This is a genomic window from Parasphingorhabdus sp. W113, from assembly GCF_055693205.1.
The window spans coordinates 2,931,891-2,955,813 of sequence record NZ_CM146328.1 but is presented as its reverse complement, the minus strand read 5'-3'; the positions used below and the strand labels follow the sequence as shown (position 1 = coordinate 2,955,813).

Annotated in this window: 23 protein-coding genes; 19 read left to right on the top strand and 4 right to left on the bottom strand. The window is 58.6% G+C overall.

Annotation, left to right across the window (positions count from 1 at the left end):
* Positions 1-150: 150 nt before the first annotated feature.
* From ACZ1GS_RS14280 to hflK, 3 genes are read right to left on the bottom strand one after another with little or no spacing between them, the layout of a single operon-like run.
* Positions 151-591 (bottom strand): nuclear transport factor 2 family protein, encoded by a 441-nt coding sequence (locus ACZ1GS_RS14280; protein ID WP_472695838.1) that lies wholly within the window; start codon positions 589-591, stop codon positions 151-153.
* Positions 592-608: 17 nt separating this feature from the next.
* A complete protein-coding gene (gene hflC / locus ACZ1GS_RS14275) occupies positions 609-1,448 on the bottom strand; it encodes a protease modulator HflC (RefSeq protein ID WP_472695837.1) in 840 nt (279 codons plus the stop codon).
* Between the two features lie 11 nt (positions 1,449-1,459).
* Positions 1,460-2,494, bottom strand: coding sequence for an FtsH protease activity modulator HflK (gene hflK, locus ACZ1GS_RS14270; protein ID WP_472695836.1), 1,035 nt, complete (start codon positions 2,492-2,494; stop codon positions 1,460-1,462).
* Between the two features lie 131 nt (positions 2,495-2,625).
* On the opposite strand from hflK, the gene ACZ1GS_RS14265 reads away from it, so the two are divergent.
* From ACZ1GS_RS14265 to ACZ1GS_RS14205, 13 genes are all read left to right on the top strand, one after another.
* Complete coding sequence (locus ACZ1GS_RS14265) at positions 2,626-3,588, top strand: Mrp/NBP35 family ATP-binding protein (protein WP_472695835.1); 963 nt, start codon at positions 2,626-2,628, stop codon at positions 3,586-3,588.
* A 29-nt stretch (positions 3,589-3,617) separates the two neighbouring features.
* Positions 3,618-4,055, top strand: a complete 438-nt coding sequence (locus ACZ1GS_RS14260; protein ID WP_472695834.1) for a CoA-binding protein — start codon at positions 3,618-3,620, stop codon at positions 4,053-4,055.
* A complete protein-coding gene (locus ACZ1GS_RS14255) occupies positions 4,045-6,462 on the top strand; it encodes a xanthine dehydrogenase family protein molybdopterin-binding subunit (RefSeq protein ID WP_472695832.1) in 2,418 nt (805 codons plus the stop codon). Before ACZ1GS_RS14260 ends, ACZ1GS_RS14255 begins: the two co-directional genes overlap by 11 nt.
* Positions 6,365-7,375: a ferrochelatase gene (gene hemH, locus ACZ1GS_RS14250; RefSeq protein WP_472695831.1), complete on the top strand. Its 1,011-nt coding sequence runs from the start codon at positions 6,365-6,367 to the stop codon at positions 7,373-7,375. Before ACZ1GS_RS14255 ends, hemH begins: the two co-directional genes overlap by 98 nt.
* Complete coding sequence (locus ACZ1GS_RS14245) at positions 7,366-7,629, top strand: ribbon-helix-helix domain-containing protein (RefSeq protein ID WP_472695830.1); 264 nt, start codon at positions 7,366-7,368, stop codon at positions 7,627-7,629. The genes hemH and ACZ1GS_RS14245 overlap by 10 nt, the downstream gene beginning before the upstream one ends.
* Positions 7,630-7,639: 10 nt before the next feature.
* The gene (gene crcB, locus ACZ1GS_RS14240) at positions 7,640-8,017 is read left to right on the top strand and encodes a fluoride efflux transporter CrcB (RefSeq protein WP_472695829.1); all 378 of its coding nucleotides are present in this window, start codon (positions 7,640-7,642) and stop codon (positions 8,015-8,017) included.
* Positions 8,014-9,291 carry an RluA family pseudouridine synthase gene (locus tag ACZ1GS_RS14235; protein WP_472695828.1) on the top strand — a complete coding sequence of 426 codons (1,278 nt, stop codon included), beginning with the start codon at positions 8,014-8,016 and terminating at the stop codon, positions 9,289-9,291. Before crcB ends, ACZ1GS_RS14235 begins: the two co-directional genes overlap by 4 nt.
* Before the next feature lie 2 nt (positions 9,292-9,293).
* Positions 9,294-9,926, top strand: a complete 633-nt coding sequence (locus tag ACZ1GS_RS14230) for an FMN-binding negative transcriptional regulator (RefSeq protein ID WP_472695827.1) — start codon at positions 9,294-9,296, stop codon at positions 9,924-9,926.
* Positions 9,923-10,591, top strand: a complete 669-nt coding sequence (locus tag ACZ1GS_RS14225; RefSeq protein WP_472695826.1) for an HAD-IA family hydrolase — start codon at positions 9,923-9,925, stop codon at positions 10,589-10,591. The genes ACZ1GS_RS14230 and ACZ1GS_RS14225 overlap by 4 nt, the downstream gene beginning before the upstream one ends.
* Positions 10,588-10,914, top strand: a complete 327-nt coding sequence (locus tag ACZ1GS_RS14220; RefSeq protein WP_472695825.1) for a hypothetical protein — start codon at positions 10,588-10,590, stop codon at positions 10,912-10,914. The genes ACZ1GS_RS14225 and ACZ1GS_RS14220 overlap by 4 nt, the downstream gene beginning before the upstream one ends.
* The gene (locus ACZ1GS_RS14215) at positions 10,898-11,596 is read left to right on the top strand and encodes an ATP12 family chaperone protein (protein WP_472695824.1); all 699 of its coding nucleotides are present in this window, start codon (positions 10,898-10,900) and stop codon (positions 11,594-11,596) included. Before ACZ1GS_RS14220 ends, ACZ1GS_RS14215 begins: the two co-directional genes overlap by 17 nt.
* A gap of 56 nt (positions 11,597-11,652) precedes the next feature.
* Positions 11,653-13,098, top strand: coding sequence for an AMP nucleosidase (locus ACZ1GS_RS14210; protein WP_472695823.1), 1,446 nt, complete (start codon positions 11,653-11,655; stop codon positions 13,096-13,098).
* 230 nt (positions 13,099-13,328) lie between these two features.
* Positions 13,329-13,997 carry an OmpW/AlkL family protein gene (locus tag ACZ1GS_RS14205; RefSeq protein WP_472695822.1) on the top strand — a complete coding sequence of 223 codons (669 nt, stop codon included), beginning with the start codon at positions 13,329-13,331 and terminating at the stop codon, positions 13,995-13,997.
* A gap of 89 nt (positions 13,998-14,086) precedes the next feature.
* Here the strand turns inward: ACZ1GS_RS14205 and ACZ1GS_RS14200 are convergent, their stop codons facing one another.
* Positions 14,087-15,079 carry a tetratricopeptide repeat protein gene (locus tag ACZ1GS_RS14200; protein ID WP_472695821.1) on the bottom strand — a complete coding sequence of 331 codons (993 nt, stop codon included), beginning with the start codon at positions 15,077-15,079 and terminating at the stop codon, positions 14,087-14,089.
* Positions 15,080-15,401: 322 nt separating this feature from the next.
* Here ACZ1GS_RS14200 and ACZ1GS_RS14195 point away from each other — a divergent pair, with 322 nt between their 5' ends.
* The 6 genes from ACZ1GS_RS14195 to ACZ1GS_RS14170 all read left to right on the top strand — a co-directional run bounded on the left by ACZ1GS_RS14195 (position 15,402) and on the right by ACZ1GS_RS14170 (position 23,753).
* Positions 15,402-17,804 carry a cyclic nucleotide-binding domain-containing protein gene (locus tag ACZ1GS_RS14195; RefSeq protein WP_472698151.1) on the top strand — a complete coding sequence of 801 codons (2,403 nt, stop codon included), beginning with the start codon at positions 15,402-15,404 and terminating at the stop codon, positions 17,802-17,804.
* Positions 17,804-18,688 carry a hypothetical protein gene (locus ACZ1GS_RS14190; RefSeq protein WP_472695820.1) on the top strand — a complete coding sequence of 295 codons (885 nt, stop codon included), beginning with the start codon at positions 17,804-17,806 and terminating at the stop codon, positions 18,686-18,688. The genes ACZ1GS_RS14195 and ACZ1GS_RS14190 overlap by 1 nt, the downstream gene beginning before the upstream one ends.
* Positions 18,689-18,703: 15 nt before the next feature.
* Positions 18,704-20,587, top strand: a complete 1,884-nt coding sequence (locus ACZ1GS_RS14185) for a cytochrome c3 family protein (protein ID WP_472695819.1) — start codon at positions 18,704-18,706, stop codon at positions 20,585-20,587.
* Between the two features lie 45 nt (positions 20,588-20,632).
* Positions 20,633-21,481: a phosphodiesterase gene (locus tag ACZ1GS_RS14180; protein WP_472695818.1), complete on the top strand. Its 849-nt coding sequence runs from the start codon at positions 20,633-20,635 to the stop codon at positions 21,479-21,481.
* A 109-nt stretch (positions 21,482-21,590) separates the two neighbouring features.
* Positions 21,591-22,883 (top strand): FAD-dependent oxidoreductase, encoded by a 1,293-nt coding sequence (locus tag ACZ1GS_RS14175; RefSeq protein WP_472695817.1) that lies wholly within the window; start codon positions 21,591-21,593, stop codon positions 22,881-22,883.
* Positions 22,884-22,892: 9 nt separating this feature from the next.
* On the top strand, positions 22,893-23,753 hold the full coding sequence (locus ACZ1GS_RS14170) for a methyltransferase domain-containing protein (protein ID WP_472695816.1): 861 nt from the start codon (positions 22,893-22,895) through the stop codon (positions 23,751-23,753).
* Positions 23,754-23,923: the final 170 nt, after the last annotated feature.

Genomic DNA, 23,923 nt, shown 5'->3' with positions numbered 1-23,923 from the left:
TGATCTCCCATATTTGGGTGCCCTGGAGCCCTTTCGCAAGCTAGGAATCCCAGATTCGTCGAAAATAAACAGTTTTTTGCAGAAAAAACGACAATTGTAGTCGATCCCGTTCCCGGATCGGGATTCTGGTGATATTTTGGGGTTGGCCGCCTAAAAAGAAAAGGGCCCGTCGGTAGGACAGGCTGGTTTTCCGTGAAATTCGAGCGCGTCATTGGCGAGCTGCGTATCGAAAAATTCGTGAACCGAGGCGATTTTGCCATCCCGGAAGGTGAAAATATGGGCATAGCGCTGGTCATAACGCTGTCCGTTTTTCGCGAGGCCCTGCGCCTCCATGATCGCGGTGATCCCGTCGGGCCCTTCGGTCATGATTGACCATTTGGTTGCAAACTGGAAATTCTCAAAATCCAGCGCATCAAAGATCAGTGGCAAGATCGTTTTGAGCGCCGCAAAGCCGTCATAGCGGCCGGAGATAATCGTGTTGCCCGACACAAGATAGACCACATCGGGATGATGCAGCGCTTCAAAGCCTTCGACGTCCAGCGCGGCCAAGGCCGAATAATAGGCATCGACAATGGCGCGCGGGCTAGACATTGGAGCTGGTCGTGATCCTATCGACCGCGAAACTGCCGCAGATATTCATTGTCGGGTGACAATACGAAGGACGAGCTCGGATCGCCTTCCTGGCCTCTGCGGAAGGTGGTTTCGTAGCTTTTCATGGCCCGGTAGAAATCATAGAATTCCGCATCCTTGCCAAAACTTTCGGCATAGGTGCGCGCGGCACTGGCATCCGCTTCAGCGCGAATAATCTGCGCTTGCTTCGCGCCTTGCGCCTTGATCGTGCGGGCTTCCTGTTCGCGTGCCGTGCGCATGCGCTGATAGGCGCTTTCCAGTGGCGTGCCATCAGGCAAATCCGCGCGCTTGATCCGGACATCGACAATTTCGGCTCCATATTGCCGGGCGACCCGGTTCAATCCGGTGCGGATATTGTCCATCACCTGACCGCGTTCCGGGCTGAGCAACGCAGCGAACGGGCGTTTGCCGAGCTCGTTCCGCAAAGCCGATCCGAGAATCGGGCGCAGTTCGTCAGCCACGCGGGCTTCGCTGCCGGCCGCGATAAACATGCGGAGCGGATCGGTGATCCGAAAGCGTGCAAAAGCATCAACCTGCAGACGCAGCTGGTCGGTCGAGAGCACCTGCTGCTGCTCCATTTCGACATCGAGAATCCGTTTGTCGATCCATTCGACCTGCTCGATAAACGGAACCTTGGGGAGCAGGCCGGCACCGGTCTGTCCAAAGGGCGCACCGGCCTGATAGCGATTGATGATCCGCACGGGCTCACCAAAGCGGACAACAACGCCTTGGCGGGTTTCCGGCACAATCACGAGCGTGTTGACCAGCACCAGCACCAGTCCGACAATGATGACGGCAAGCGCGACGGGGTTTTTCATGATGTTACCCATTATTTCGCCTCCACGGCTTGGGGCGCGGTTGCCTGAGCCCGTTTCTTGATTTCCGGCAGTGGCAGATAAGGTGTTACGCCATCCGCTTCTACGATGGTTTTGTCGACCTGGGACAGCACCCGTTCCATGGTCTCATAATACATCCGTTGGCGTGTCACCCGAGGTGCCAGCCGGTATTCCTCATAAACCTTGTCAAAAGCGGCCGACTCCCCTTGCGCTTGTGCAGTGAGCTGTTGCGCATAGGCGCGCGCTTCGTTGAGATAGGTCTGCGCGGTCTGCTGCGCCGCCGACACTTCTTTAAAGGCGTCATTCACGGCAGCGGGAGGATCCGCTTTCTTGATCGCGATACCACGAATGACCACGCCGGCGCCGTAGCCATCAAGCAGGGCCTGCATATTCTGTTCAACCTGCTGCTCGATCTCGGTCCGTTCGGAACCGATCGTATCGTCGAGGGTGAAATTGGCGACAGCGGCACGCATTGCCGATTCGGCCACTTCCTTGATCGTTTCTTCCTGCTCGGCAATCTGGAACAGGAACAATTCCGGTGCCTTGATATTCCAACGCACGGAGTAGGCGAGGTCAACGATATTCTGATCTCCGGTGAGGATCAGCTTTTCCGCTTCGCCCGACGGGATGTCGATGGTCCGGATTTCTTCGACGTCCAGCTTGATAACCTGTTCGAGGGGAGCAGGCAGCGAGAAATGCAGTCCCGGTTGCATCGTGCGGGAATAGGATCCGAAAAACGTCACAACGCCGCGTTCCTGCGGGCTAACCCGGTGAATCGATGTGAGCGCAGCCCACAGAATAATGAAGCCGATCAGCAGGATGGGCCACCATGGACGGCCGCCTGGACGTTTGGGAATGCCGCCCTTGAAGCCACCGCCAGTGCCTTTTTTGAACAGCTCTTCCAGCGAAGCCGATCCGCCACGCCGTCCACCACCGCCGGATGAACCGCCAGAAGGATTGCCCCACGGGTTACGGGGGCCGCCGCCATTGTCGTCGCCTCCGCCGCCATTTCCCCAAGGACTACTCATGTTAAAAATGCTGCCCCAGAACGATTTTGGGGTCGCTTGCCCATTAATTTTTTTATCCATTATTTCTTTATAGGTAGCGCCGGGTCAGAAAAACAGTGTCAATCCAAGAAAAGTGTAACTATGCCGATGCCATGACCGATATTCCTAACATTGAAGCGGCGCTCGAAGAGACCGCAAAGGGCCGTTTTAGCGCCGTTCGTATAGAAGATGGCCGGGTTTCCCTGGTGTTGAACGTAAGCGGGCTCGACGTCCGTGATCGTGGACAAATCGAAATCGCCGTCAAAGGACGCCTGTTGGAACTGGACGGGGTCGAGAAGGTCGACATTGTCATGACCGCTGAAAAGATCGAACGGCGACTAATTGCTGTCGGAAGCGGCAAGGGTGGGGTCGGCAAATCCACCTTGTCGACCAATCTGGCGATCGCGCTGAAGGCGCTGGACCGGAAAGTCGGGATGGTTGACGCCGATATCTATGGTCCTTCCCAACCGCGCTTGCTGAATTGCGAAGGCCGGCGGCCCGAAGCTGAAGGCAAGCAACTTATTCCGGTTGCCAATCCTTATGAAATTCCGGTGCTGTCCATGGGGCATCTCGCCAAACCCGGACAGGCGATTGCCTGGCGCGGACCGATGGCGGGCAAGGCGCTGGAGCAGCTGATCGACGCGCATTGGGGGGATACCGAAGAATTGATTGTCGACATGCCGCCGGGGACCGGTGACGTGCAGCTGTCGATGATGCAGAATCACAAACCAGTCGGCGCGGTGATCGTTTCAACCCCGCAGGATCTGGCGTTGATGGACGCGACGCGAGCGGTTGATCTGTTCGAACAGGCGAAGATTCCGATTATCGGCATGATCGAAAATATGGCGGGCTATATCTGTCCGCATTGTGGTGAAGGCAGCGATCCCTTTGGCGCTGGTGGTGCGGAAGCAGCGGCCAAAACCATGGGCATTCCCTTTCTTGGCCGCGTGCCGCTCGATATCGAGATCCGCAAGTCGAGTGATGGTGGTACACCACCAGCGGCGGAGAATAGTCCCCAGGGACGCGCCTTTCACGATATTGCCAAACGGCTCGCAACATGGTTGGATAATCAGTAGCTTCAAACAGGGACCCGACACCGCCAGACATGCTTTTGGAATCCGATCAGGAATTGACCCGGCTGCTGACAGATACGCAGCGCATCGCGCTGGTCGGCGCCTCCGCCAAGTCGGAACGCGACAGCAACCGGATCCTCCGGTTTCTTATCGACCAGGGCTATGAGGTCATTCCGGTCAATCCCGGCCTCGCGGGTCAGGAGATTCATGGACAGCGGGTCGTGGCCGCACTGGACGCGATTGCAGACCCGATTGATATGGTTGACATATTTCGCAACGCCGAGGCCGCTGGCGGTGTTGTCGACGAAGCCATTCGGGTCGGTGCGAAATCGGTCTGGATGCAATTGGGCGTCATCAACGAAGCGGCCGCCAAAAGAGCCGTAGAAGCTGGGCTGGATGTTGTCATGGACCGCTGTCCGAAGATCGACATTCCGCGACTGGGCCTGCTGAAGAGTGCCCATGACAACTGAGCAGCCTCACGAGTCCCCGCCTGAACCCGCCGACTCAAGCGCATCAGAAAAGCCCTCTGCGCCGACATTGACGCGGCGCAACCTGTTGATCGGGGGCGGTATCGGGGGCGGCCTGATCGTCGCCTGGGCGGTCTGGCCGCGCCAATATGAACCCAATATCATTGTGGACGACAATGAAGAAATTCTCGGCGCTTATCTCAAGATCGCGCGCGATGGCAGGGTGACGGTGGTCGTGCCGCAAAGCGAGATGGGGCAGGGGGTTTATACCGTGCTGCCGCAGATATTGGCGGATGAGCTGGGTGCTGACTGGCGGACCGTGGCGGTCGAACCCGCGCCGATCAATCCGCTCTATGCCAATGGCCTGCTGGCCAGACAATGGGCGGAAACCTTGTTGCCAGCCGGAGCGGATGCGTTGACCGAGGACCAGGCGGCAGCCTGGGCCGCCGAGAATATCGCCATGCGCAATGACTTTATCGTCACCGCTGATTCCTCGGCTATTCCTGCTTATGGTGACAGCTTTCGCGAAGCGGGCGCGGTGGCGCGCGTGTTGTTGAGCAAAGCGGCGGCGAAAAAATGGGATATTGGCTGGGAAACCTGCACGGTTGAAAACGGAATCGTCTCTCACGAGGACAAACAGCTGCGGTTTGGCGAGCTGGTGACCGAGGCGGTGGCGTTTGATGTTCCTGACCCGGTGCCGCTGCGATCCAGTCCGGTCAACAATCTGGTCGGCCAGGATTTGCCGCGCCTGGACCTACCCGCCAAGCTCGATGGATCTGCCAACTATGCCGGCGACATCCGGTTGCCGGATATGGTCTATGCCTCGGTACGTCAGGGACCGATTGGCAAAACCACCCTGAAATCATTCAACAAGGAAAGCCCGACCAAGATTGTCGGCTTCATCGAAATAGTCGAACATGACAACTGGATCGGCAGTGTCGCGACCAACTGGTGGGCAGCCAACAAGGCGCTTGATGCGATGAGTCCGGTTTTCGAAACCACCGGTCTGCTCCCGGATAGCGAGAAAATGGATGCCGCCTTGGAGAAGGCGCTTGATGAAGGGTCCGGAACCCGCTTTGCCAGTCGCGGCGAAACGGCGGCGGCATTTGCCGAGCATCGCACGATCCGGGCGCGCTATCAGGCGGATGCTGCGGTGCATGCGCCGATCGAGACCCGCACAGCGACGGCGGATTTCAAGGATGGTCGGCTGGCGCTGTGGATTGCGACCCAGGCGCCGGCGGCGGCCGTTGCGGCTGCCGCCGAGGCATTGGGAATCAGCGCGTCAAAGGTCACGCTGTATCCGATGCTGGGCGGAGGGTCTTTCGGGCGCAACCTGGACAGCAAGATTGCCGGTCAGGTCGCCATCATCGCCAAACAGGTCGCGCGGCCGGTGCAGCTGACCTGGTCGCGCGCCGAAGAAACCATGCACGACCATTATCGGCCGCCGGCCATGGCCCGCCTTGATGCAGCGACCGACAAAGCGGGCCGTATTCAGGCGTTGCAGATCAAAGTCGCCGCGCCCGCTGCCGCACGCGAACAAAGCAAGCGGGTGATTCGCGGTGTCGATGAAATATCGGCAATGCGTGCGGCGATCGGAGAAGCGGATGGCAAGGCGGTCGAGGGCGCCGATGTGCATTATGCCCTTGCCAATTTTACGCTTGATCACCATCCGGCCTATGTCGGCATTCCAACCGGCAACTGGCGGAGCAACGCCCATAGCTATAATGCGTTTTTCGTTGAATCCTTCATCGATGAACTGGCCGCTGCGGCAAAAATAGAACCGCTGACCTATCGCATGCAGATGATGACCGGCCGGCCGCGCCTGGCGCGTTGTCTAACCGGCGTAGCGGCGATGGCGGGTTGGGACGGTGGTCTCGACGGCAGCGGACAGGGTCTCGCCTGTCATTCGATGCGCGGCGGCCATATCGCGGTGATTGCGAGTGCCAATCGCGGCGATACTGGTCTGAAGGTCCGCCGGATTTCGGCGACCGTGGATATCGGCCGGATCATTCACCCCGATATCGCCCGGCAGCAGATCGAGGGCGGGATCGTTTTCGGTCTCGCCATGGCACTGGGCGCTTCGACACGGTTTGAGAAGGGTTTGACGACCGCGAAGCGGTTGCGCGATCTGTCCTTGCCGCGGCTGGATGAGATTCCGCCGATTCAGGTAGAATTCGTGCGCAGCGAAGAAGACCCTGTCGGTGTGGAGGAAATCGGTGTACCGGCAGTGGCACCGGCCATTGCCAATGCCCTTTTTCCGCGACCGGCGTCCGTTTTCGTCGCTTGCCCCTGTTTTCCGAGGTTGAATAACGATGCAAAAAGCGGATCACTGGCCCGCCGAACACCCCGCCGTGGCGCGGGGCAAGATCGGGCTGCTGCTGATCAATCTTGGGACACCGGACGCTCCTGATAAGCTGGCCGTCAAACGCTATCTGAAGGAGTTTCTGTCAGACAAGCGGGTTGTCGAGATACCAGACATATTGTGGCAACCGATATTGCGCGGCGTCATTCTCAATACGCGTCCCAAGAAATCCGCCGAAGCCTATAGCCTGGTGTGGACCGACGAAGGCTCGCCCTTGGCCGCCTACACCGCGAAGCAGGCTGCGGCCATGCAGGCCAGACTGGGGGAAACGGTCCGGGTCGATTGGGCCATGCGCTATGGCAATCCCAGCGTCGCCAGTCGGCTACAGGCTTTGAAAGATGCCGGGTGCGAGCGGATCCTGATCGCGCCACTTTATCCGCAATATTGCGGTGCCACGACGGCCAGCGCGCATGACGCGGTATTTGCTGCCCTTGCCGATATGCGCTGGCAGCCATCCATTCGACAGCTGCCTCCCTATCATGATGATGCGGATTATATTGCCGCCCTGAAGACAAGTGTAGAGGCGGGACTGGCGGCTCTCGACTTTGAGCCGGATGCGGTCATCGCCAGTTTCCATGGCATGCCGAAGCGGACGCTGGAACTCGGCGACCCCTATCATTGCCATTGTCAGAAAACCGCACGGCTGCTGTCCGAAGCGATGGGCCGGGAATTGACGATTGCCTTTCAGTCGCGCTTTGGACCGGCCAAATGGCTGGAGCCGCCGACTGACATGATGCTCGAGCAACTGGCTCGGGATGGGAAGAAGAAAGTCGCAATCTTCGCGCCGGGCTTCTCGAGCGATTGTCTGGAGACCTGCGAAGAACTGGCAATCCGTGGAAAAGAACAGTTTGAAGAGGCGGGCGGCGAGAAATTTGCCTATATACCGTGCCTCAATGACAGCGATGTGGGCATGGCGATGCTCGAAAAACTGATGCGCCGGGAAATGTCGGGATGGCTCTGACCGCCGCCGATATCTATCATCCTCCGGTCAAGCGCAGCATCACGATCGCCGGCCACCAGACATCGATAACGCTGGAACCGCTATTTTGGGATTTGCTCCAAAAAGCCGCCTCCCGATCGGACCTGCCGGTCAACGCCCTGGTGGCCCAGATTGACGTGCAGCGTCTCGAGGCGGACGATCCACCCGGACTGGCAACAGCGATCCGTTTGTGGCTGGCGCATGATCTGCTTGGAAATTCGGCGCCGTCCGACTAAGGCTGGCGCCATGAACGCAACCCTTCTCGTTATGGCCGGTGGAGCCCTTGGTGCAGCGGCGCGCTATAATCTGGGTCGCGTCGTGTTTCACCTCGGCGGAACCGGTTTGCCTTACGGGACGTTGATCGCGAATATTCTCGGCGGTTTGCTGATGGGTATTCTGGCTGGCGTTCTGGCGCGAAGCGCGGTTGTCGATGAACCCTGGCGGTTGTTGCTGGGGGTCGGTTTGCTGGGCGGGTTTACAACCTTTTCGGCGTTTAGTCTGGAAGTTTTGAATATGGTAGAACGCGGAAATTGGGGTGTCGCTGTGGGCTATGCCATCGTGTCGGTTGTCGGTTCGGTGCTCGCGCTGTTTGCCGGACTGCTCGCGGTGAGGGCCTTGGCATGACCAAATTTGATCCCACCGCCGAGAGCGGTTCAGACGCCGAACAACCGGAAGGCCAGGGCAAGCTCAAGGACCAGAAGCAGGCGCTGAAGGTTCTCGATGTCCGGCAATTCACGGTCTCGGCAGACGATGACGATATCCGTCTGGACCGCTGGTTCAAGCGTCATATGGAGGATGTCCCGTTCAATGTCGTATCGCGCTGGTCGCGCACCGGACAATTGCGGCTGGATGGCAAGCGGGTTTCGCCGGGCGATCGCATTCAGGCCGGTCAGGTCATACGGGTGCCCCCGGCCGAGATTGAACGGCCGGGCAGGGTGGCCAAGCCGCGGACCGAATTGTCGCAGGATCAGATTGATTTTGCGCAAGAGCTGGTGATTCACAAGGACAAGGCGGCGATCGTGGTCAACAAGCCGCCGGGTCTCGCAACCCAAGGCGGTAGCAAAACCACGACCCATCTCGACGGATTGCTCGACGCGCTGACCTATGATGCCAAATCCCGGCCGAAGCTTGTCCACCGGCTGGACAAGGATACAAGCGGCGCGATCCTGCTCGCCCGATCACCAGGATCCGCCTCCTATTTTTCGAAACGCTTTTCCGGGCGGACCGCGCGCAAGGTCTATTGGGCGATTGTCATGGGGGTTCCGGAAATTGCCGATGGCATGATCGATCTGCCCTTGTCCAAACAGCCGGGATCGGGCGGCGAAAAAATGCATGTCGATGAAGAAAATGGCCAGCTCGCCAAATCGCGCTACCGGATCATCGAACGCGCGGGCAACCGCGCCTGCTGGGTCGAACTGCAGCCCTTTACCGGACGCACCCACCAGTTGCGCGTTCACATGGCGGCCATCGGCCATCCGATTCTCGGCGACGGTAAATATGGTGGCAAAGAGGCTTTTCTGACCGGCGCGATCAGCCGCAAGATGCATCTGCACGCGCGCCGCTTACGGATCGAACATCCCGACGGCCACAAGCTCGACGTCAAAGCCGATTTGCCTGACCATTTTGCCGACACGATTGAAAATCTCGGCCTCGACCTGAGTCTGGGCGATTTGCCGCTCGACGAGAAAAAACCGGGTGGCAAGGCGGTTCGCAAGCAGCAGGGCCGGGCCCATGCCAAACAGATCCGCAAGGACAAGCGCGGCGAACGTCGCGGCCGCGGCGAGAATGAAGGCAAGCCGGTCAAGGCCGGCAAGCCATCCAAGCGGCCTCGCCCGTCAGCGGGCAAGGCGTCGCATAAAAAGGCGCTGCCGCACAAAGTGAAACAAAGACGGAAATAACCATGCATCCTGATCCAGCCTTCCGTTGGCCGAAAAATTCGAATGATCATGCCGACAGCGACGAGCGGGCTGCGCTCGAAGGACTGATTGCCGAAATTGGGTTCGGGATGATCTTTGGATCCACGCCGGACGGTCCTCGCGTGGCTCATCTTCCGGTGCTCTCCACCGGTGATGGAGCGATTCAGTTCCATCTGTCGCGCGGCAATGCGCTGACCAAGCACCTGCCCGGCGAGACGGCGCTTTGCGTGATTAACGGGCCCGATGCCTATGTCAGCCCGGACTGGTACGGGATCGACGATCAGGTGCCGACCTGGAACTATCTGACGCTCGAGCTTGAAGGTCCGGTCCGCAAGATGGAACGAGAAGGGCTGGTTGCCTTGCTTGATGATGTCGCAGCCCATCATGAAGCCCAGCTGGCCCCCAAGGAACCCTGGCACCGCGACAAGATGGACAGCAGTAAATTCGAGCGGATGGTCGATGCGATTGTCGGTTTTGAAATGGAAATCAAGGCGTGGCGGCCCACGGTCAAGATGAGTCAAAACAAGCCGGAAGCCGCGCGCCACAGCGCAGCCGAAGCGCTTGATGCGCAGGGACGGCGAGCGATTGCACATATGATGCGGAGTTTTGGCGGATGATCGCCGGATCGAAAAACCGGCTGGCGCTGTTTGATTGCGATGGCACGATGGTCGATAGTCAGGCCAATATCTGCGCATCGATGGATCTGGCGTTTCGCGAGCATGGCCTCACCCCGCCGGACCATCATCAAACCCGGCGGATTGTCGGGCTGAGCCTGCAGGAAGGCGTGCGGCAGCTGCTGCCCGACGCGGATGATGAGTTGGCGGCGGTTGTTGCCCAGTCTTATCGCGACGGTTTTTTTGCTCTGCGGGAAGAAGGCGGCGTGCGGGAACCGCTTTATGACGGCTTGCTCGACCTGATTGACCGGCTGGACCAGGATGGTTGGGTGCTCGGTGTGGCAACCGGCAAGTCGGACCGCGGTCTGCACCATTGTCTGGAAACCCATGGCCTGCTCAAACGCTTCGTAACCTTGCAGACCGCTGATCGTCACCCGTCCAAACCGCACCCGGCGATGATCGAGCTAGCTATGGCGGAAGCCGGCGCGATTGCCAGTACGACAGCGATGATTGGCGACACCAGTTTTGACATGGAAATGGGGCGCAATGCCGGTGTCAGGGCGATCGGTGTGAACTGGGGCTATCATGATGCCGCAGAACTGACGGATGCCGGGGCAGAGATTGTTGTCGCGACCATGGACAGCTTGTACGAGACTTTGACCCGATGAAAAAACCGACCCGCAATGCCGACGCGCCCTCTGACGATCCCATTTATGTGGCCGATCCGGAGAAGGAGAAACAGGCCAAGGCGCTCCATTTCATGGTCAGCATTATCCGGCTCCTGGGCATAGCGATCCTGATGCTCGGGATCGCCATCAGCATGGGCCGACTGGGGGGCATTCCGGCTGCCGTGGGCTATGTCCTGTGTGTGATTGGTCTGATCCAGACCTGGGTTGCCCCGATCATGATGGTGCGGGCGTTTGTGAAGCGTCAGGTCGCGGATGAACAGCTAGGGACGGAAGAACGGGCTGCGGATGAAAAAATTCTATAAGCACGCCGCTGCCGTGCCCGGTCCCGGCGGTCACGCGATTGAACTGGATGGACGTCCGGTCAAAACGCCGGAACGCAACAGTTTGTTGCTGCCCACCGAATCGCTTGCCGAAGCGATTGCTGCCGAATGGCTGGCGCAGGATGAGGAGATCGTCCCGGCGACCATGCCCCTAACCGCTCTGGCGCAAGGCGCGCTGGACCAGGTGGCCACTGAACGGGAGCGGATTGTTGGGCGCGTGGCCTCTTTTGCTGACAGTGACATGCTCTATTATCGCGGCGACGCGGAACAGGAGGCGCTGATACAATATCAGGCCGAGCAATGGGATCCGCTGCTCGCTTGGGCGCAGTCCCGCTTCGACGTCAGCTTTCATCTGATCAACGGGATCATGCATCAACCGCAGCCACAGGAGACGATTGATCGCTTGACCGAAGTGGTCGCCGCGCAGGATGATTTTGCGCTGGCCGCGATGCTGTCGATGGTCGGACTGGCCGGGTCGCTGGTCGTTGTCCTGGCCCTTGTCGAGCAGGAATATACCGCCGACCAGCTGTGGCCGTTGATCAATCTCGAAGAACTCTGGCAGGAACAACAATGGGGGCGTGATGAACTGGCCGCCACCACGCGCGGAATCAAACAGGCCGAATTTAACGCGGCCGACCGGTTTTTGACCCTGTCCCGCACATAGTTTTTCCCTTTTGCAGGAAATTCCGCTACAGGCTCGTAACTGTAAACGGAGACTACATGACAACAGAACCAATGACGCTTTGCGACAGCCCTGCTGAGGCCGTCGCAATTCTTGAAAAACTGTACCAGCAACAAATTGACCTGATTACCGAACGTTTCGGCCGCTACGCCAAGGGCGATCTCGCGGATGATGATCGTGAACAGGGCGTCTATCCCCAGATTTCCGTGGAAATTCCCGCCGATCAGGCAACCGAGACGAGCAATCTGGCGTCCGGCCGGATATCGGACATTAGCTGCTACAAGACCACGATCAGCCAGCCCGCGCTTTATCGCGACTATCTTCTCGACCAGCTCCAGCGGATCAACCGGATTTTTACCGCCAAAATTCACGTCGGCTTGTCAGACACTCCGATCCCGTTGGCCTTCGCGATTGAAAATGCCGGTGGCGGACTGGATCGTGACCGCAAGGATGCGCTGCCCAATCATTTCCACACCCCCAATCTGATCAACACCAATGACGAGATTGTCGATGGCGGTCAGATTTTCAGCGATCATGACGAAAGTGCGCTGTCGCTGTTCACCGCCGAGCGGGTGGACTATTCGCTTCACCGGATCCGCCATTATTGCGCGACGGATCCGGAATATTTCCAGCCCTTCATCCTGTTCACCAACTATCAGCGCTATGTCGACGAGTTTATCGAATTCGGTCTGGAAGAAGTGAAAGCAGGCAAGGCGGAAATGCTCGTCGAACCAGGCAATCGGATTACCGGTCCGGACGGCAAGCCGTCTTCACCGCCGATTGCCAAGCCGCCGCAAATGCCGGCCTATCATCTGGTCCGCAAGGACGGCAGCCCCGGCGTGACGCTAGTGAATATGGGCGTTGGCCCTTCCAATGCCAAAACCATCACCGACCATCTCGCGGTGCTGCGTCCGCATGTCTGGTTGATGATCGGTCACTGTGGAGCCCTGCGCCGGACCCAGCGACTGGGGGACTATGTCCTGGCGCACGCCTATTTGCGCGATGACAATGTCCTTGATGACGTTCTGCCACCCAGCATTCCGTTGCCGACCATTGCCGAAGTGCAGCTGGCGCTGACCAAGGCGGTGCAGGAAGAAACCGGTATCGACCAGTCGGAACTGAAACAGCATCTGCGCACCGGGACGGTGGTCACCACCGGTGACCGGAACTGGGAATTGCGGTTCGAGCAGATTGCCAAGCGGCTGAACCAGTCGCGGGCGATCGCGATCGACATGGAGTCCGCGACGGTTGCCGCCAATGGCTATCGCTATCGCGTGCCCTACGGAACCTTGCTGTGCGCGTCGGACAAGCCCTTGCATGGCGAGATCAAACTGCCGGGCATGGCGGATGCCTTTTATCAGGAGCGCGTTGGCCAGCATCTGGCAATCGGTCTCCGGACGATTGATCTGCTTGCGAAAGAGGCCGATGCCGGCACCTTGCATTCGCGGAAATTGCGGAGCTTTGGCGAGCCTTTGTTCCGCTGAACAGAGCCTAACGCAAGAGTTGATAAACGCACAGACGGCTCTTATCGGGGTCGTCTTTTTTGCCCGGGAACGCTCCGAAGTTCACACGGGTCACACGGTCGTGCGCGCCATCCCGGCCGATTTGCGCAGCTATGATTGACCCAAGTCAAAACTTGGGTTGCGCTGGATCAATGCACCCAGCCCGCCATGCTTCTAGATCTCGCTTGGAAACGAGAGAGAAGGATAAGATTATGCGTAAGCAATTGAAGTATATGGTTTTATTAATTGCTCCGGTGATCGGCTTGACCGCAGCGCCGGCGCATGCCGAACAAGGGGACATATTGCTGCGCGCCCGCGCGATCAACGTGATGCCGAGCGAAACCAGCGGTTCGGTCCTGCCGGGCTTCCCCGGTGAGCGCGTCAGTGTCGACAACAGCCCGGCGCCGGAGTTTGACATCACTTATATGGCGACCGACCATATCGGCTTCGAACTGATTGCCGCGACGACGAAGCACAGCGCCAGCGGTACCAGCGGCACGACCGGATCCATCGGTCGCCTGGCGAGTACCTGGGTGCTGCCGCCGACCCTGACGGCGCAATATCATTTCGCGCCGGATGCGGCGGTGCGGCCCTATATCGGGGCCGGCATCAACTATACAATTTTCTATAGCGAAAATGCTACCGATGAACTGGAAACGGCGGTTGGCGACACCAGCGTGAACCTCAGCGACAGCTTTGGCTGGGCCTTGCAGGCGGGCGTCGATATTCCGATCAACGAGAGAATTTCGCTGAATTTCGATGTGAAATATATCGATATCAACACCACCGCGACCTTGCGGACGACGGCGGCGGGCACGCAACAGGTCAAGATCGACCTCGATCCGGTGGTTGTCGGCGTGGGACTGGGAATCAAGCTGTAAGGATGAACTAGGATTACAGCGCGCGCGAACGCGCGGTCGGACCGGGCCGGAGGGGAGGGAGACCCGTTCGGCCTGGTTTTGATATGATATTATCCCCCAACGCCCAGCGCCATGGCGGCTTCGCGAATGCGCTTGGCTTCGGCGCCATTATTTTTGAACGCGTCCAGGCCGCGATCCCGGGCCTGTCTCGCCTGAACCGTCTGACCCAATTGCATCCGGCTGCGCATCAGCATGATCCAGCCATTGGCGTCATCGGGGTTGGATTGCAGCCGCTTGTCGAGACCGTCGACCATATTCTGGATCATCGCTTCCTGCTGCCCCGGCGGCAGCGCGGCAGCTTCCTTCATCTGGGCCTGGCTGGGGCCGGGAATCGCAGCGGTTGCGACTTGCGGGCCGTCGGTGGAAATGCCGCCTGTCGGGGCTGCCGGGGTTGCTTTGGCCAGTCGGGCCTGGACGTCAATCCCTTCATTCTCTGCCACCTGGCCGATGACCCGACGAATATCGGCGGCGTAAGGCGCGTCGGCGGGGGTGTCGTCGAGCAACGCAAACCAGTCCTCAATCGCGCCGCGATGATCGCCGGAAATGTCCTTCTGCACCGCGAGGAAATAGCGTGCCCGGGGATCGCTTCGGTCCAGCGCAAGGGCTTTCCTGAACGCGTCGGCGGCATCGCTTGGCACTTGCTGGCCATCACTGGCCATCACCAGGGCTTCGCCAAGCATCGACCAATATTCGGGATTTTTGGGATCGAGCGTGGTTGCGCGTTTCATCGCCGTGGCTGATTCGGCATATTTCTGGGTCTCGAAATAGCTCCAGCCCAGCATTCGCCAGCTTTCCGCGTCTTCGGGATCGTCCTGCAATTTCTTCTCGAGGCCCGCGATCACGGCATCAACACTGGGTGGTTGTTCAGACGAGCTGTCGGTTGCCGCAATCGCGGCTGGATCATCGCCATCGCCGGTGACACTGCGATAGACCTGCACGCCAATCGCGCCGAGCGCCAGCACCGCCGCAAAGGCGAGGGCAATCCGCCCGATAGTGCTATTGCCCTTCTTGTTCGATCTCGCCGCTTGTTCAGGCTCGCTCATCACTTTGTGTTCCTCATCTGGTGCGACCCGGATGTCGCCTTGCATTGTCGTAAACCGGACCGGTTTGACAAGCCCTTTATTACGCTTTGTGATTCCATTCATTCGCTAGCGACGCTGTGATATTTTCCACTGGTATATCAAAAGCTTTTTGGTAAGATGATGGTGGAGTGAATTTTTTTGGGTCGCGCAAAAGCCGAAAGAAATTGCTGAAAAGGTTCGTGAAGGCGCATGAGGGAGCGCTGAACCTGATCGGCTAGAGGGGGTAATAAAGCGCGTGTCGGACAAGTTTCGAGTGGTTATCGTCGGTTCGGGTCCTGCAGGCATGAGTGCCGCAGGGCGGGCGGCGCAATTGAAGCTCAAGCATGTTCTGCTTGAAAAAACGGATCACCTTTCCGACACGATTTTCAAATATCAAAAAGGCAAGCATGTCATGGCGACGCCCAGCCAGCTGGTGCTGCGCTCGGACATGGATTTTGACGCTGGCAAGCGTGAGGCGATTCTCGGGACGTGGGATGAGCAGACTGCCGCTTGCGGGGTAAACGTCCGGCACAATGCGGAACCCGTGAAGATTGAAGGCGAGGAAGGCAATTTCACGATCACGCTGAAAAATGGTGACACCGTGTTGGCGGAAACGATCGTCATGGCAATCGGCACCCAGGGCAATCCCAATCTGATGCGCTGCCCCGGCGGCGACAACAAGCTGGTCCAGTATCAGCTGGATGATCCCGGCGAATATTATGACGAACATATCACGGTGATCGGGTCCGGCGACGCCGGCATCGAGAACGCGCTGGGTCTGGCAGCGGATGCCGCTCAGAACAACATCGTCACCATCCTCAACCGGTCGGCGGAATTTGCCCGCGCGAAAAAAGCCAATGTGAAGCTGCTGATGGAAGCGGGCGAGCAGGGCAAGGTGATGATTCGCAACGAGACCACACCCGCGGAGGTCAAGGACGGCGAGCTGGTGCTCGAAACGCGCGATGGTCAGGAAACGATTAAATGCGACCGTATCATTGCCCGCATGGGTTCCGCGCCGCCGCGCAAATTTGTTGAGGAATGCGGGATCGAGTTTACCAGCGAAGACCGTGAAGCCTATCCGAAATTGTCGCCGGCCTTTGAAAGTACCAAGAAAGGCATTTACGTCATCGGCGCGCTGGCGGGCTATCCGCTGATCAAGCACTGCATGAACCAGGGCTATGACGTGATCGAGTTTATCAACGGCAATACCGATCTCAAGCCGGCTGATGAACCGATATTGGAAAAGAAATTTGCAGGTCTGCCAGGCGGCAAGTCGGTCGATGACTGGCTGGAGTTTTTCCGTGAACGGGTAACCATTCTCAACGACCTTTCTCCCCTGCAGATGCGCGAATTCATGCTCGACAGCGAACCGCGTCTCTATCGCAATGGCGAAGTGGTTTTTGAACGGAACGAACCCGGATCGTCGCTTTTCGCAATTGCCGAAGGGTCGGTGCTGGTCGAGATTAATCCGGACGACCCGTCGGTCACTGTGCCGATCGAGGAGGGGTCGATTTTTGGCGAAGTCGGCCTGATTTCCGGTCGCCGTCGCGGCGCGACGATCAAGGCGGCCGAGGATCTGATTGCAATCGAGATTTCCCGGACCGCCGCTCTGAAACTGCAAGCGTCTGTTCCGGCCGCCAAGCGCGCAATCACCCGCATCTCAACCGAACGCCAATTGCTGCAGATGTTCGGTTCCGGCCTGACCAAAGAGGATATTGCCGAAGCCGTCGAAACCAGCGAAATCATGAATGTGCGGGCGGGCGAGGCGATTATCGAAGAAGGCTCCGAGGGCAATGATATCTATGTCATCCGCGTCGGGTCGATGGTGGTTGAAAAGGAAATTGGCGGCAAGCCGGTGTTCCTGTCTTATCTGCCTGCTGGCTCCTATGTCGGGGAAATGACGCTGATCGCTGGTGGTATGCGCACCGCCACGGTCAAGGCGGCGATCAAGTCCGAAGTGATCAAGATCAACGGCGATGCGTTCAAGAAAGTGCTCGACCAGCATCCCGATCTGATGCGCAAAGCCAAGAAGGACATGGCTGCCCGTCAGGATGTGAACGCCTTTGTCGAGGCGAAGAAAGACAGTTTCTCCGGTGTTGTCGACATGTATTCCGGCGTCGCCAACTTCCTTGTCGACAACGGCATTGGCGAAGCGACCGACGTGTTGCTGATCGATGAGAATCTCTGCGTCGGCTGCGACAATTGCGAAAAAGCCTGTGCCGACAGCCATGAAGGCCTGTCCCGGCTCGATCGCGAGGCCGGGCGCACCTATGCGCATCTCCATGTTCCGACCAGTTGTCGCCACTGCGAGCATCCGCATTGCATGTCCGATTGCCCGCCGGACGCGATTCATCGTGGGCCCGACGGCGAAGTGTTTATCGATGACACCTGCATCGGCTGTGGCAATTGCCAGCGTTATTGCCCCTATGGCGTGATCCGGATGGACAAGGTGCCACCGAAAAAGCCGGGCATCCTGAACTGGCTGCTGTTCGGATTCGGACCGGGACCGGGCGAGCCAGACAAGGCCTGGGTGGCGGACAAGAGCGATCCGGCGGTCGAGAAGCCGAAAAAGGCGATCAAGTGCGATATGTGCGCCGGTATCCATGGCGGCCCCGCTTGTGTTCGGGCCTGCCCGACCGGCGCCGCGATCCGCGTTGCGCCGGAAGAGTTTCTGACCGTCGCCAAGCTTGAGCAGGAGGACGCATAATGGCTTCTGTTCTGGTTCCTGAGGGCGCGCGCAAAAAGAAAGTCGCCATGCATGACGGCTTTCTGAAACATGCGGGTTACCGCTGGCTCAAGATTTCGTCGGCGCTGATGCTGATTGCGATCGTCAGCTATTTTTTCATCGATGTATCCCCGCGCCATAATGGCGGGAGCTGGTATGGCTATACGCTGGGCACGATTGGGGCGCTGCTGATCCTCTGGCTGACGCTGCTCGGTGTGCGCAAACGGGCAATGACCCCGGGGAAATGGTCGCTCAAGGGCTGGACATCGGCGCATATTTATCTGGGCTTGTCGCTGATCATCATCGGCACGCTGCACACCGGTTTCCAGCTTGGTTGGAACATCCATACCGCCGCCTATGTGTTCATGATGATTGTCATTCTTTCGGGCATTGCCGGAATTTATTTCTACGCAACCATCCCGCAGGCGCTTTCGAACAACCGCGACGAAATGACCGAAACGCAGATGCTCGAAAGCCTGCGTTCGCTCGACCGGCAATTGCACGAAGCGGCCCAGCCGCTGTCCGCCGATCACGCTGCGCTGGTCCTTCAATCGCTTGAACAAGACCCGTTCGGTGGTGGTTTCATGCGCCGGATTTCCGGCAAATATCCGAATTGCGCGACCCGCCGTGCGCAGGCTGATCTGAGACGCGAACGCGCTTATCAGCCTCGCATGGCCGGGAAGGATGATCCGCTCGACAAGGTCGACGCGCTGCTCGAGAAGAAAGAGGCAACCCTCGCCCGTGTGCGGCGGCATTTAAGGCTCAAGGCGTTGCTGCAGGTGTGGCTGTTCATCCATGTGCCGACAACGTTCGCCCTGATCGCAACGCTCAGTGCGCACATCATCAGCGTTTTCTTTTACTGGTAGGCGGGAGAGACCGAAATGACCTTCATTGTCCGCCAGATTGCTGTCACTGCCGATGGCCGCGAAATCATCCGTGCCAATCCCTTTTCCGATCCGCAAATCGGTGTCGGGCGCAACGCCGAAAACGCCATCCACCTGCCCGACCTGGCGGTTAGTCCCGACCATGCGGTGATCCGTAAAGAAGATGGCGGAGAAATTACAGTCGAGAGCATTTCGGGGCAGAAATTCTCGGTCGACGGTCGCGACAAAATAGCGGCGACAATTGATCCGTCGCAAGGCGCCGAACTGGGTTTTGGCGGCCATGTCATTACGGTCAGCAGCGACGAAGAAGGCGTAATCCTGACCGTCAAGCGGGTCGAGGCGCTCTCGGATTCGGCTGAGGATCGCGAAGAAGGCTCGCTTTACACGCTCAAGGGACTGCTGCCGGGCAAACGGATCAGCGCCTGGAGCTTTGTCGGTCTGGCGCTGATCGCGTTTCTGATCTGGCCGATCTACACCTGGGCGACCTATCGCGACGTGGAAGAACGACCCGATGGCCAATTTTATGCCGACACGATGTGGACCAGCGGCAAGTTGAGCAAGGCCCATCACGGCCTGGAAGGTGATTGTCAGGCCTGTCATGTCGACGCATTTGTTTCGGTGCGCGACAATAGTTGCATGAATTGCCACGAAGAGGACGCCAATCCCCATGCCAAGAAAAACCGGCTGCTCACCGCGATGGGCGGGCCGGAAGGCTTTGAACATGTCGGTGCTGCGTTTGCATCGGCTTTCGGCAAGGAACCGGGCAGGTGTGTCGAATGTCACACCGAGCATGAAGGCGCGGGTGCTATGCAACCGACTGCGCAAAAATTCTGCGCGGATTGTCACGAAGGAATGGACGGGCGCTTGACCGATACCGAATTGGGAAATGCAGCGGATTTTGGAATTGAGCATCCGCAATTCCGTCCGGCCGTGCTGATCGAGCCTGGAGAAAAGCCCAAATATCAGCGGGTTTCACTGGATGACAAGCCGAGCGACAATAATGGCCTGAAATTCCCGCATGATCTGCATCTGTCGAAAACCAATGGCGTTGCCCAGATGGGCCGGCGCCTGGCGGCGAAATATAATTTCGGCGAATCGCTGGTCTGCAGTGACTGCCATACCGAAGATCCCAGCGGTGCGCGCTTTGAACCGGTCGATATGGAAGAAGACTGCGCAATGTGCCACAGCTTGGCCTTTGACAAGATTGGCGGAACAATCCGCACCTTGCGCCATGGCAAACCCGATCAGGTCCGCGCTGATTTGCGGGCCTATTATCGCTCCACCGGGCCCAATCGTCCAATCAATCTGGGCGGGATGAAGCGCCGCCGGCCGGGTGACGCCAACCAGAACCGGGTTGCCAGTGACTATGCACGAGCGGTCCAGTTTCGGCCAAGCCGCGCCAATCTGGCGATTCAGCAAGTCTTCTCGCGCGATGGTGCCTGTTTCGATTGCCATGGGGTGACGCCGCCAACCGCGCGCGGCCGGGTTGATTATGGCATCAAGCCGGTAACCCAGAGCGACCGTTTCATGCACAAGGGCTGGTTCAGCCACCAGGCGCATAATGATGAGGATTGCACATCCTGTCACACCGCCGAGACATCGAAAACCGCAACCGACCTGTTGCTGCCGGGTATCAAGACCTGCCGTGAATGCCATGGCGGGGAGTTTGCAGCAGAATCCGATGTGCCGTCATCCTGCGCCATGTGTCATGAATATCATGCCGATGGCGGCGAACCCTGGTTGATCCGCGAACAACAAAAAGACAAAAGACGGAAGAATAGCGACCTGACCTTTCGGGGTTGGAAAGAGGGCCTTTCGAACGCAGGAAAAGATACGAAGCTGAAAGTCAGGATAAGAAAGCAGAAGATTGCCAGTCGGTGATCTGGGTCGCGCTCCCAACCGGAGTGCAAGCAAGAGGAGGCGCCGATGCTGATGGCGCAAATTACGGATATTCATCTGGGCTTTGACCCGGACAATCCGGCTGAATTTAATCGCAAACGTCTTGATCAGGCGCTCAAGACGATCTGTGAGATGGAACCGCGTCCGGACGTATTGCTGGCCACTGGCGATCTCGTCGATCGCGGTGATCAGGCGAGCTATCAACGGCTTGAAAGCGCGCTGTCCAAGGTGCCGTTTCCGGTTTACATGTGCCTCGGCAATCATGACTTGCGTGCGCCGTTCCAGAAACAGTTTCCCGACGTCCCGACCACTGGCGGCTTTGTCCAATATGAAATTGATGACGGCCCGTTGCGGCTGTTGATACTCGATACGCTAGAAGAAGGCCGCCATGGCGGCGCCTTTTGTGATGTCCGCGCGCAGTGGCTGGCGGATCGTCTGGCGGAAAAGCAGGACAAGCCGACGGTGCTGGTTTTCCATCATCCTCCGGTGGAATCGGGCATAGCCTGGATGAACACCGATCCGCGCGAGCCCTGGGTTTCGACCTTGGCAGAAACGATCGCCGGCCATGATCAGATTGTCGGCATGATCACCGGTCATTTGCATCGCAACATCTCCACATCCTTTGAAGGCAGGAGCCTGTCCATCTGTGCATCGACCGCGCCGCAGGTGGCGTTTGATCTGGCGCCGATCGATCCCGAAAAACCCGACGATCGCAATATGATCGTCGCTGATCCACCCGCTATTGCGCTCCACTGGTGGAACGGCAAACAGCTGGTCAGCCATTTCGAAACGGCGGAAGAGCATGTCATGCTGGCCCGCTATGACGAAAATCTCCAGCCGTTGGTACGGGCGCTGTTGGCCGAGCGACCGAAATAGGCATGGCCGCCTGCTGCGGCGGGCTGGTCCCGCTATCAAGAAAAACGCTGTCGCAGCGGCCACCTATCGTTCATAGATAGGGCGAAGTCGAACGAGAGCGCCTGTCCCTATGCATCAGAAAAAACCGACGCTTGCTGTCATTGGCACCGGCATAGCTGGTCTGTCGGCCGCCTGGTTGCTGAAGGACAAATATGCGGTGACGGTCTTTGAAAGCCAGGCGCGTCCCGGGATGGGGGTCTACACGATCGACTATACCAACCGGGGGACGACCAGCCGGATCGATGTTCCGTTGCGGATATTTTGCCGCGGTTATTACCAGCATTTGCTGGCCCTTTACGACCATATCGGAGTGCAGATTCTGGCCAGCGATCACAGCGGCGCTTTTGCCGATGGTGATCGCCAGATGATCCTGCATTATGGCAATGCGACATTGGCGGGCTTGCGGTTTTCCTATCTCAAAGGGAGCAGTATTTTCAGTCCCCGGGCCTGGAAGATTGCCCTCCAAAGCGGACGGTTTTTCGCGCGGGCCAAGGCGGATATGCGGGCCCGCAAGGACCTCGACCAGATCCGTTTCGAAACCTATCTTCAAGAGCGCAAGACTGGCCGGGCCTTTGTCGATACCATCCTGTTGCCGATGATGTCGGTGACCTGCACCTGTGATTATCAAGCGGTGCTCGATTATCCCGCTGATATCATGCTGGGTTACCTGACCAGCGGTGTGCAGGAGTTCGGCATTCTCAGCGCGGCCCACGGGGTGGATGATATCGTGCCCCGGCTGCTCAACGGCGCAGATGTTCGCACCAACAGCCCGGTCACGCTGATCGCGAAACAGGATGACAAGCTGGCGGTGACCATCGCCAGCGGGGATACGCAGATATTCGATCATGTCGTGGTTGCTGCACAAGCCCAGCAGGCGGCGGCGATGCTATCGGATTTTGATGAACAGAAACAGTTGCTGGATGCGGTCCCGTTCGAGACTTCGGAAATGAGCGTTCACACCGATGATCAGCTTTTGCCGGATAGCCAGGTCCCGCTCTCTCCGGTCAGCTATGTCGCTCCCCATGGCGGGCAGCGCGCGGAAGTGACGGTCAACCTGACCCGGACCATCGCCCGCCTTGCCGACCAGGATACGGTGTTCCAGACCTGGAACCCGATCCGCGACCCTCGACCCGAAAAGGAACTGGCGCGGGTCAAGTTCACGCGCCCGGTGGTGAGCCAGGACAGCCGCGCAGCCATGGCCAGCTTGCGGGATTTCCATCATCAACAGGGGAACCAGCTGTGGTTTTGCGGTTCCTATGTCGCAGACAAGATTCCGCTGCTTGATGCGGCGGTTGATTCATCGGTTGCGGTGGCCGAGAAGCTCGGTGCGAACGTGCCCTGGAAAACCGGCCCGGTGCGCTGACGGTCCGCTATGGCCGAGTTTCACGATCTTGCAGAACGCGCGCTCAACAGCCCCGGGCAAAGCTGGGGCAATCTTGGCTATTGGCAGTATGAAAACGACTATTCCGCCGCCTGCCGGGCGCTGGCAATCCTGCTCGGGGACAGCGCGGGTCTCGATAAAAACGCGGTGGTCATGGATGTCGGTTTCGGCTGTGGCGATCAGCTGCTTTTATGGCGTGATCATTACCAGGTTCAAACGCTCTGCGGGATCAACTTTTCTCGCAGTCAGACCGCACTGGCACAGCAGCGGATGGCGACAGCCGGTTATGCTGACGATGCGGCAGCGTTGCATTATGGCGATATCGATGATGATGCCTGCTGGGCATTGAGCAAACCCGGCAAGCCGATCGACCGCATATTGGCGCTCGATTGCGCCTATCACTTTCCCAGCCGCGAGCGCTTTTTCAAGCGTGCGGGGCAACTCATCGCGCCATCGGGCCGGATCGCACTGACCGACTTGCTGCTCACCGAAGAGCACCGGCCCGGATCATGGCGCGATCATGTGCTGGCGATAATGTTGCACCTGTCCCGGATTCCAAAGCCGAACATGATCACGGCCAGCGCCTATCGGGACCAGCTAGAGCAAGCGGGCTTTGGGCAAGTGGTGATCGACGATATCAGCAGCGCCGTGTTGCCTGAATTTGCCGCCTGGTGGCGCAGATATTGTAAACAATCCGCCGCACGATCCGCGGCCATGCCGTGGGCAGCCCGATTGAAATATGCCGTGACTGGCCGGTTTCTAGCCTGGGCTTATCGCCAAAAGATGCTGCGTTACGGCATAATCACCGCCGACAAACGCCCTACCGATCCCGCGTCGGGCAAGCCGGGTTGATCACTGGAGCCGGCGCGCGACGAGATGTCGTTCATCGATGCGCAAGCGCCGTTCATCTAAAACATGATTTCAGCTGCAACCTTTTTTGCCTTTGCTTCGCTGTTATTGTATCGAAGGCACAAGCGCACTTCTGCGCAGGGTTGATTGTCCTTAACAGGGGCCAAGGCCAT

What these genes read in the sequence shown, in the direction of transcription:
- ACZ1GS_RS14210 (WP_472695823.1), top strand. Translation starts at nt 11,653, where the DNA reads ATGACAACAGAACCAATGACGCTTTGCGACAGCCCTGCTGAGGCCGTC.
- ACZ1GS_RS14180 (WP_472695818.1), top strand. Translation starts at nt 20,633, where the DNA reads ATGCTGATGGCGCAAATTACGGATATTCATCTGGGCTTTGACCCGGAC.
- ACZ1GS_RS14245 (WP_472695830.1), top strand. Translation starts at nt 7,366, where the DNA reads ATGGCTCTGACCGCCGCCGATATCTATCATCCTCCGGTCAAGCGCAGC.
- ACZ1GS_RS14260 (WP_472695834.1), top strand. Translation starts at nt 3,618, where the DNA reads ATGCTTTTGGAATCCGATCAGGAATTGACCCGGCTGCTGACAGATACG.
- ACZ1GS_RS14190 (WP_472695820.1), top strand. Translation starts at nt 17,804, where the DNA reads ATGGCTTCTGTTCTGGTTCCTGAGGGCGCGCGCAAAAAGAAAGTCGCC.
- ACZ1GS_RS14220 (WP_472695825.1), top strand. Translation starts at nt 10,588, where the DNA reads ATGAAAAAACCGACCCGCAATGCCGACGCGCCCTCTGACGATCCCATT.
- hflC (WP_472695837.1), bottom strand. Translation starts at nt 1,448, where the DNA reads ATGAAAAACCCCGTCGCGCTTGCCGTCATCATTGTCGGACTGGTGCTG.
- crcB (WP_472695829.1), top strand. Translation starts at nt 7,640, where the DNA reads ATGAACGCAACCCTTCTCGTTATGGCCGGTGGAGCCCTTGGTGCAGCG.
- ACZ1GS_RS14225 (WP_472695826.1), top strand. Translation starts at nt 9,923, where the DNA reads ATGATCGCCGGATCGAAAAACCGGCTGGCGCTGTTTGATTGCGATGGC.
- ACZ1GS_RS14215 (WP_472695824.1), top strand. Translation starts at nt 10,898, where the DNA reads ATGAAAAAATTCTATAAGCACGCCGCTGCCGTGCCCGGTCCCGGCGGT.
- hflK (WP_472695836.1), bottom strand. Translation starts at nt 2,494, where the DNA reads ATGAGTAGTCCTTGGGGAAATGGCGGCGGAGGCGACGACAATGGCGGC.
- hemH (WP_472695831.1), top strand. Translation starts at nt 6,365, where the DNA reads ATGCAAAAAGCGGATCACTGGCCCGCCGAACACCCCGCCGTGGCGCGG.
- ACZ1GS_RS14200 (WP_472695821.1), bottom strand. Translation starts at nt 15,079, where the DNA reads ATGAGCGAGCCTGAACAAGCGGCGAGATCGAACAAGAAGGGCAATAGC.
- ACZ1GS_RS14170 (WP_472695816.1), top strand. Translation starts at nt 22,893, where the DNA reads ATGGCCGAGTTTCACGATCTTGCAGAACGCGCGCTCAACAGCCCCGGG.
- ACZ1GS_RS14175 (WP_472695817.1), top strand. Translation starts at nt 21,591, where the DNA reads ATGCATCAGAAAAAACCGACGCTTGCTGTCATTGGCACCGGCATAGCT.
- ACZ1GS_RS14255 (WP_472695832.1), top strand. Translation starts at nt 4,045, where the DNA reads ATGACAACTGAGCAGCCTCACGAGTCCCCGCCTGAACCCGCCGACTCA.
- ACZ1GS_RS14265 (WP_472695835.1), top strand. Translation starts at nt 2,626, where the DNA reads ATGACCGATATTCCTAACATTGAAGCGGCGCTCGAAGAGACCGCAAAG.
- ACZ1GS_RS14185 (WP_472695819.1), top strand. Translation starts at nt 18,704, where the DNA reads ATGACCTTCATTGTCCGCCAGATTGCTGTCACTGCCGATGGCCGCGAA.
- ACZ1GS_RS14235 (WP_472695828.1), top strand. Translation starts at nt 8,014, where the DNA reads ATGACCAAATTTGATCCCACCGCCGAGAGCGGTTCAGACGCCGAACAA.
- ACZ1GS_RS14195 (WP_472698151.1), top strand. Translation starts at nt 15,402, where the DNA reads ATGAGTGCCGCAGGGCGGGCGGCGCAATTGAAGCTCAAGCATGTTCTG.
- ACZ1GS_RS14280 (WP_472695838.1), bottom strand. Translation starts at nt 591, where the DNA reads ATGTCTAGCCCGCGCGCCATTGTCGATGCCTATTATTCGGCCTTGGCC.
- ACZ1GS_RS14230 (WP_472695827.1), top strand. Translation starts at nt 9,294, where the DNA reads ATGCATCCTGATCCAGCCTTCCGTTGGCCGAAAAATTCGAATGATCAT.
- ACZ1GS_RS14205 (WP_472695822.1), top strand. Translation starts at nt 13,329, where the DNA reads ATGCGTAAGCAATTGAAGTATATGGTTTTATTAATTGCTCCGGTGATC.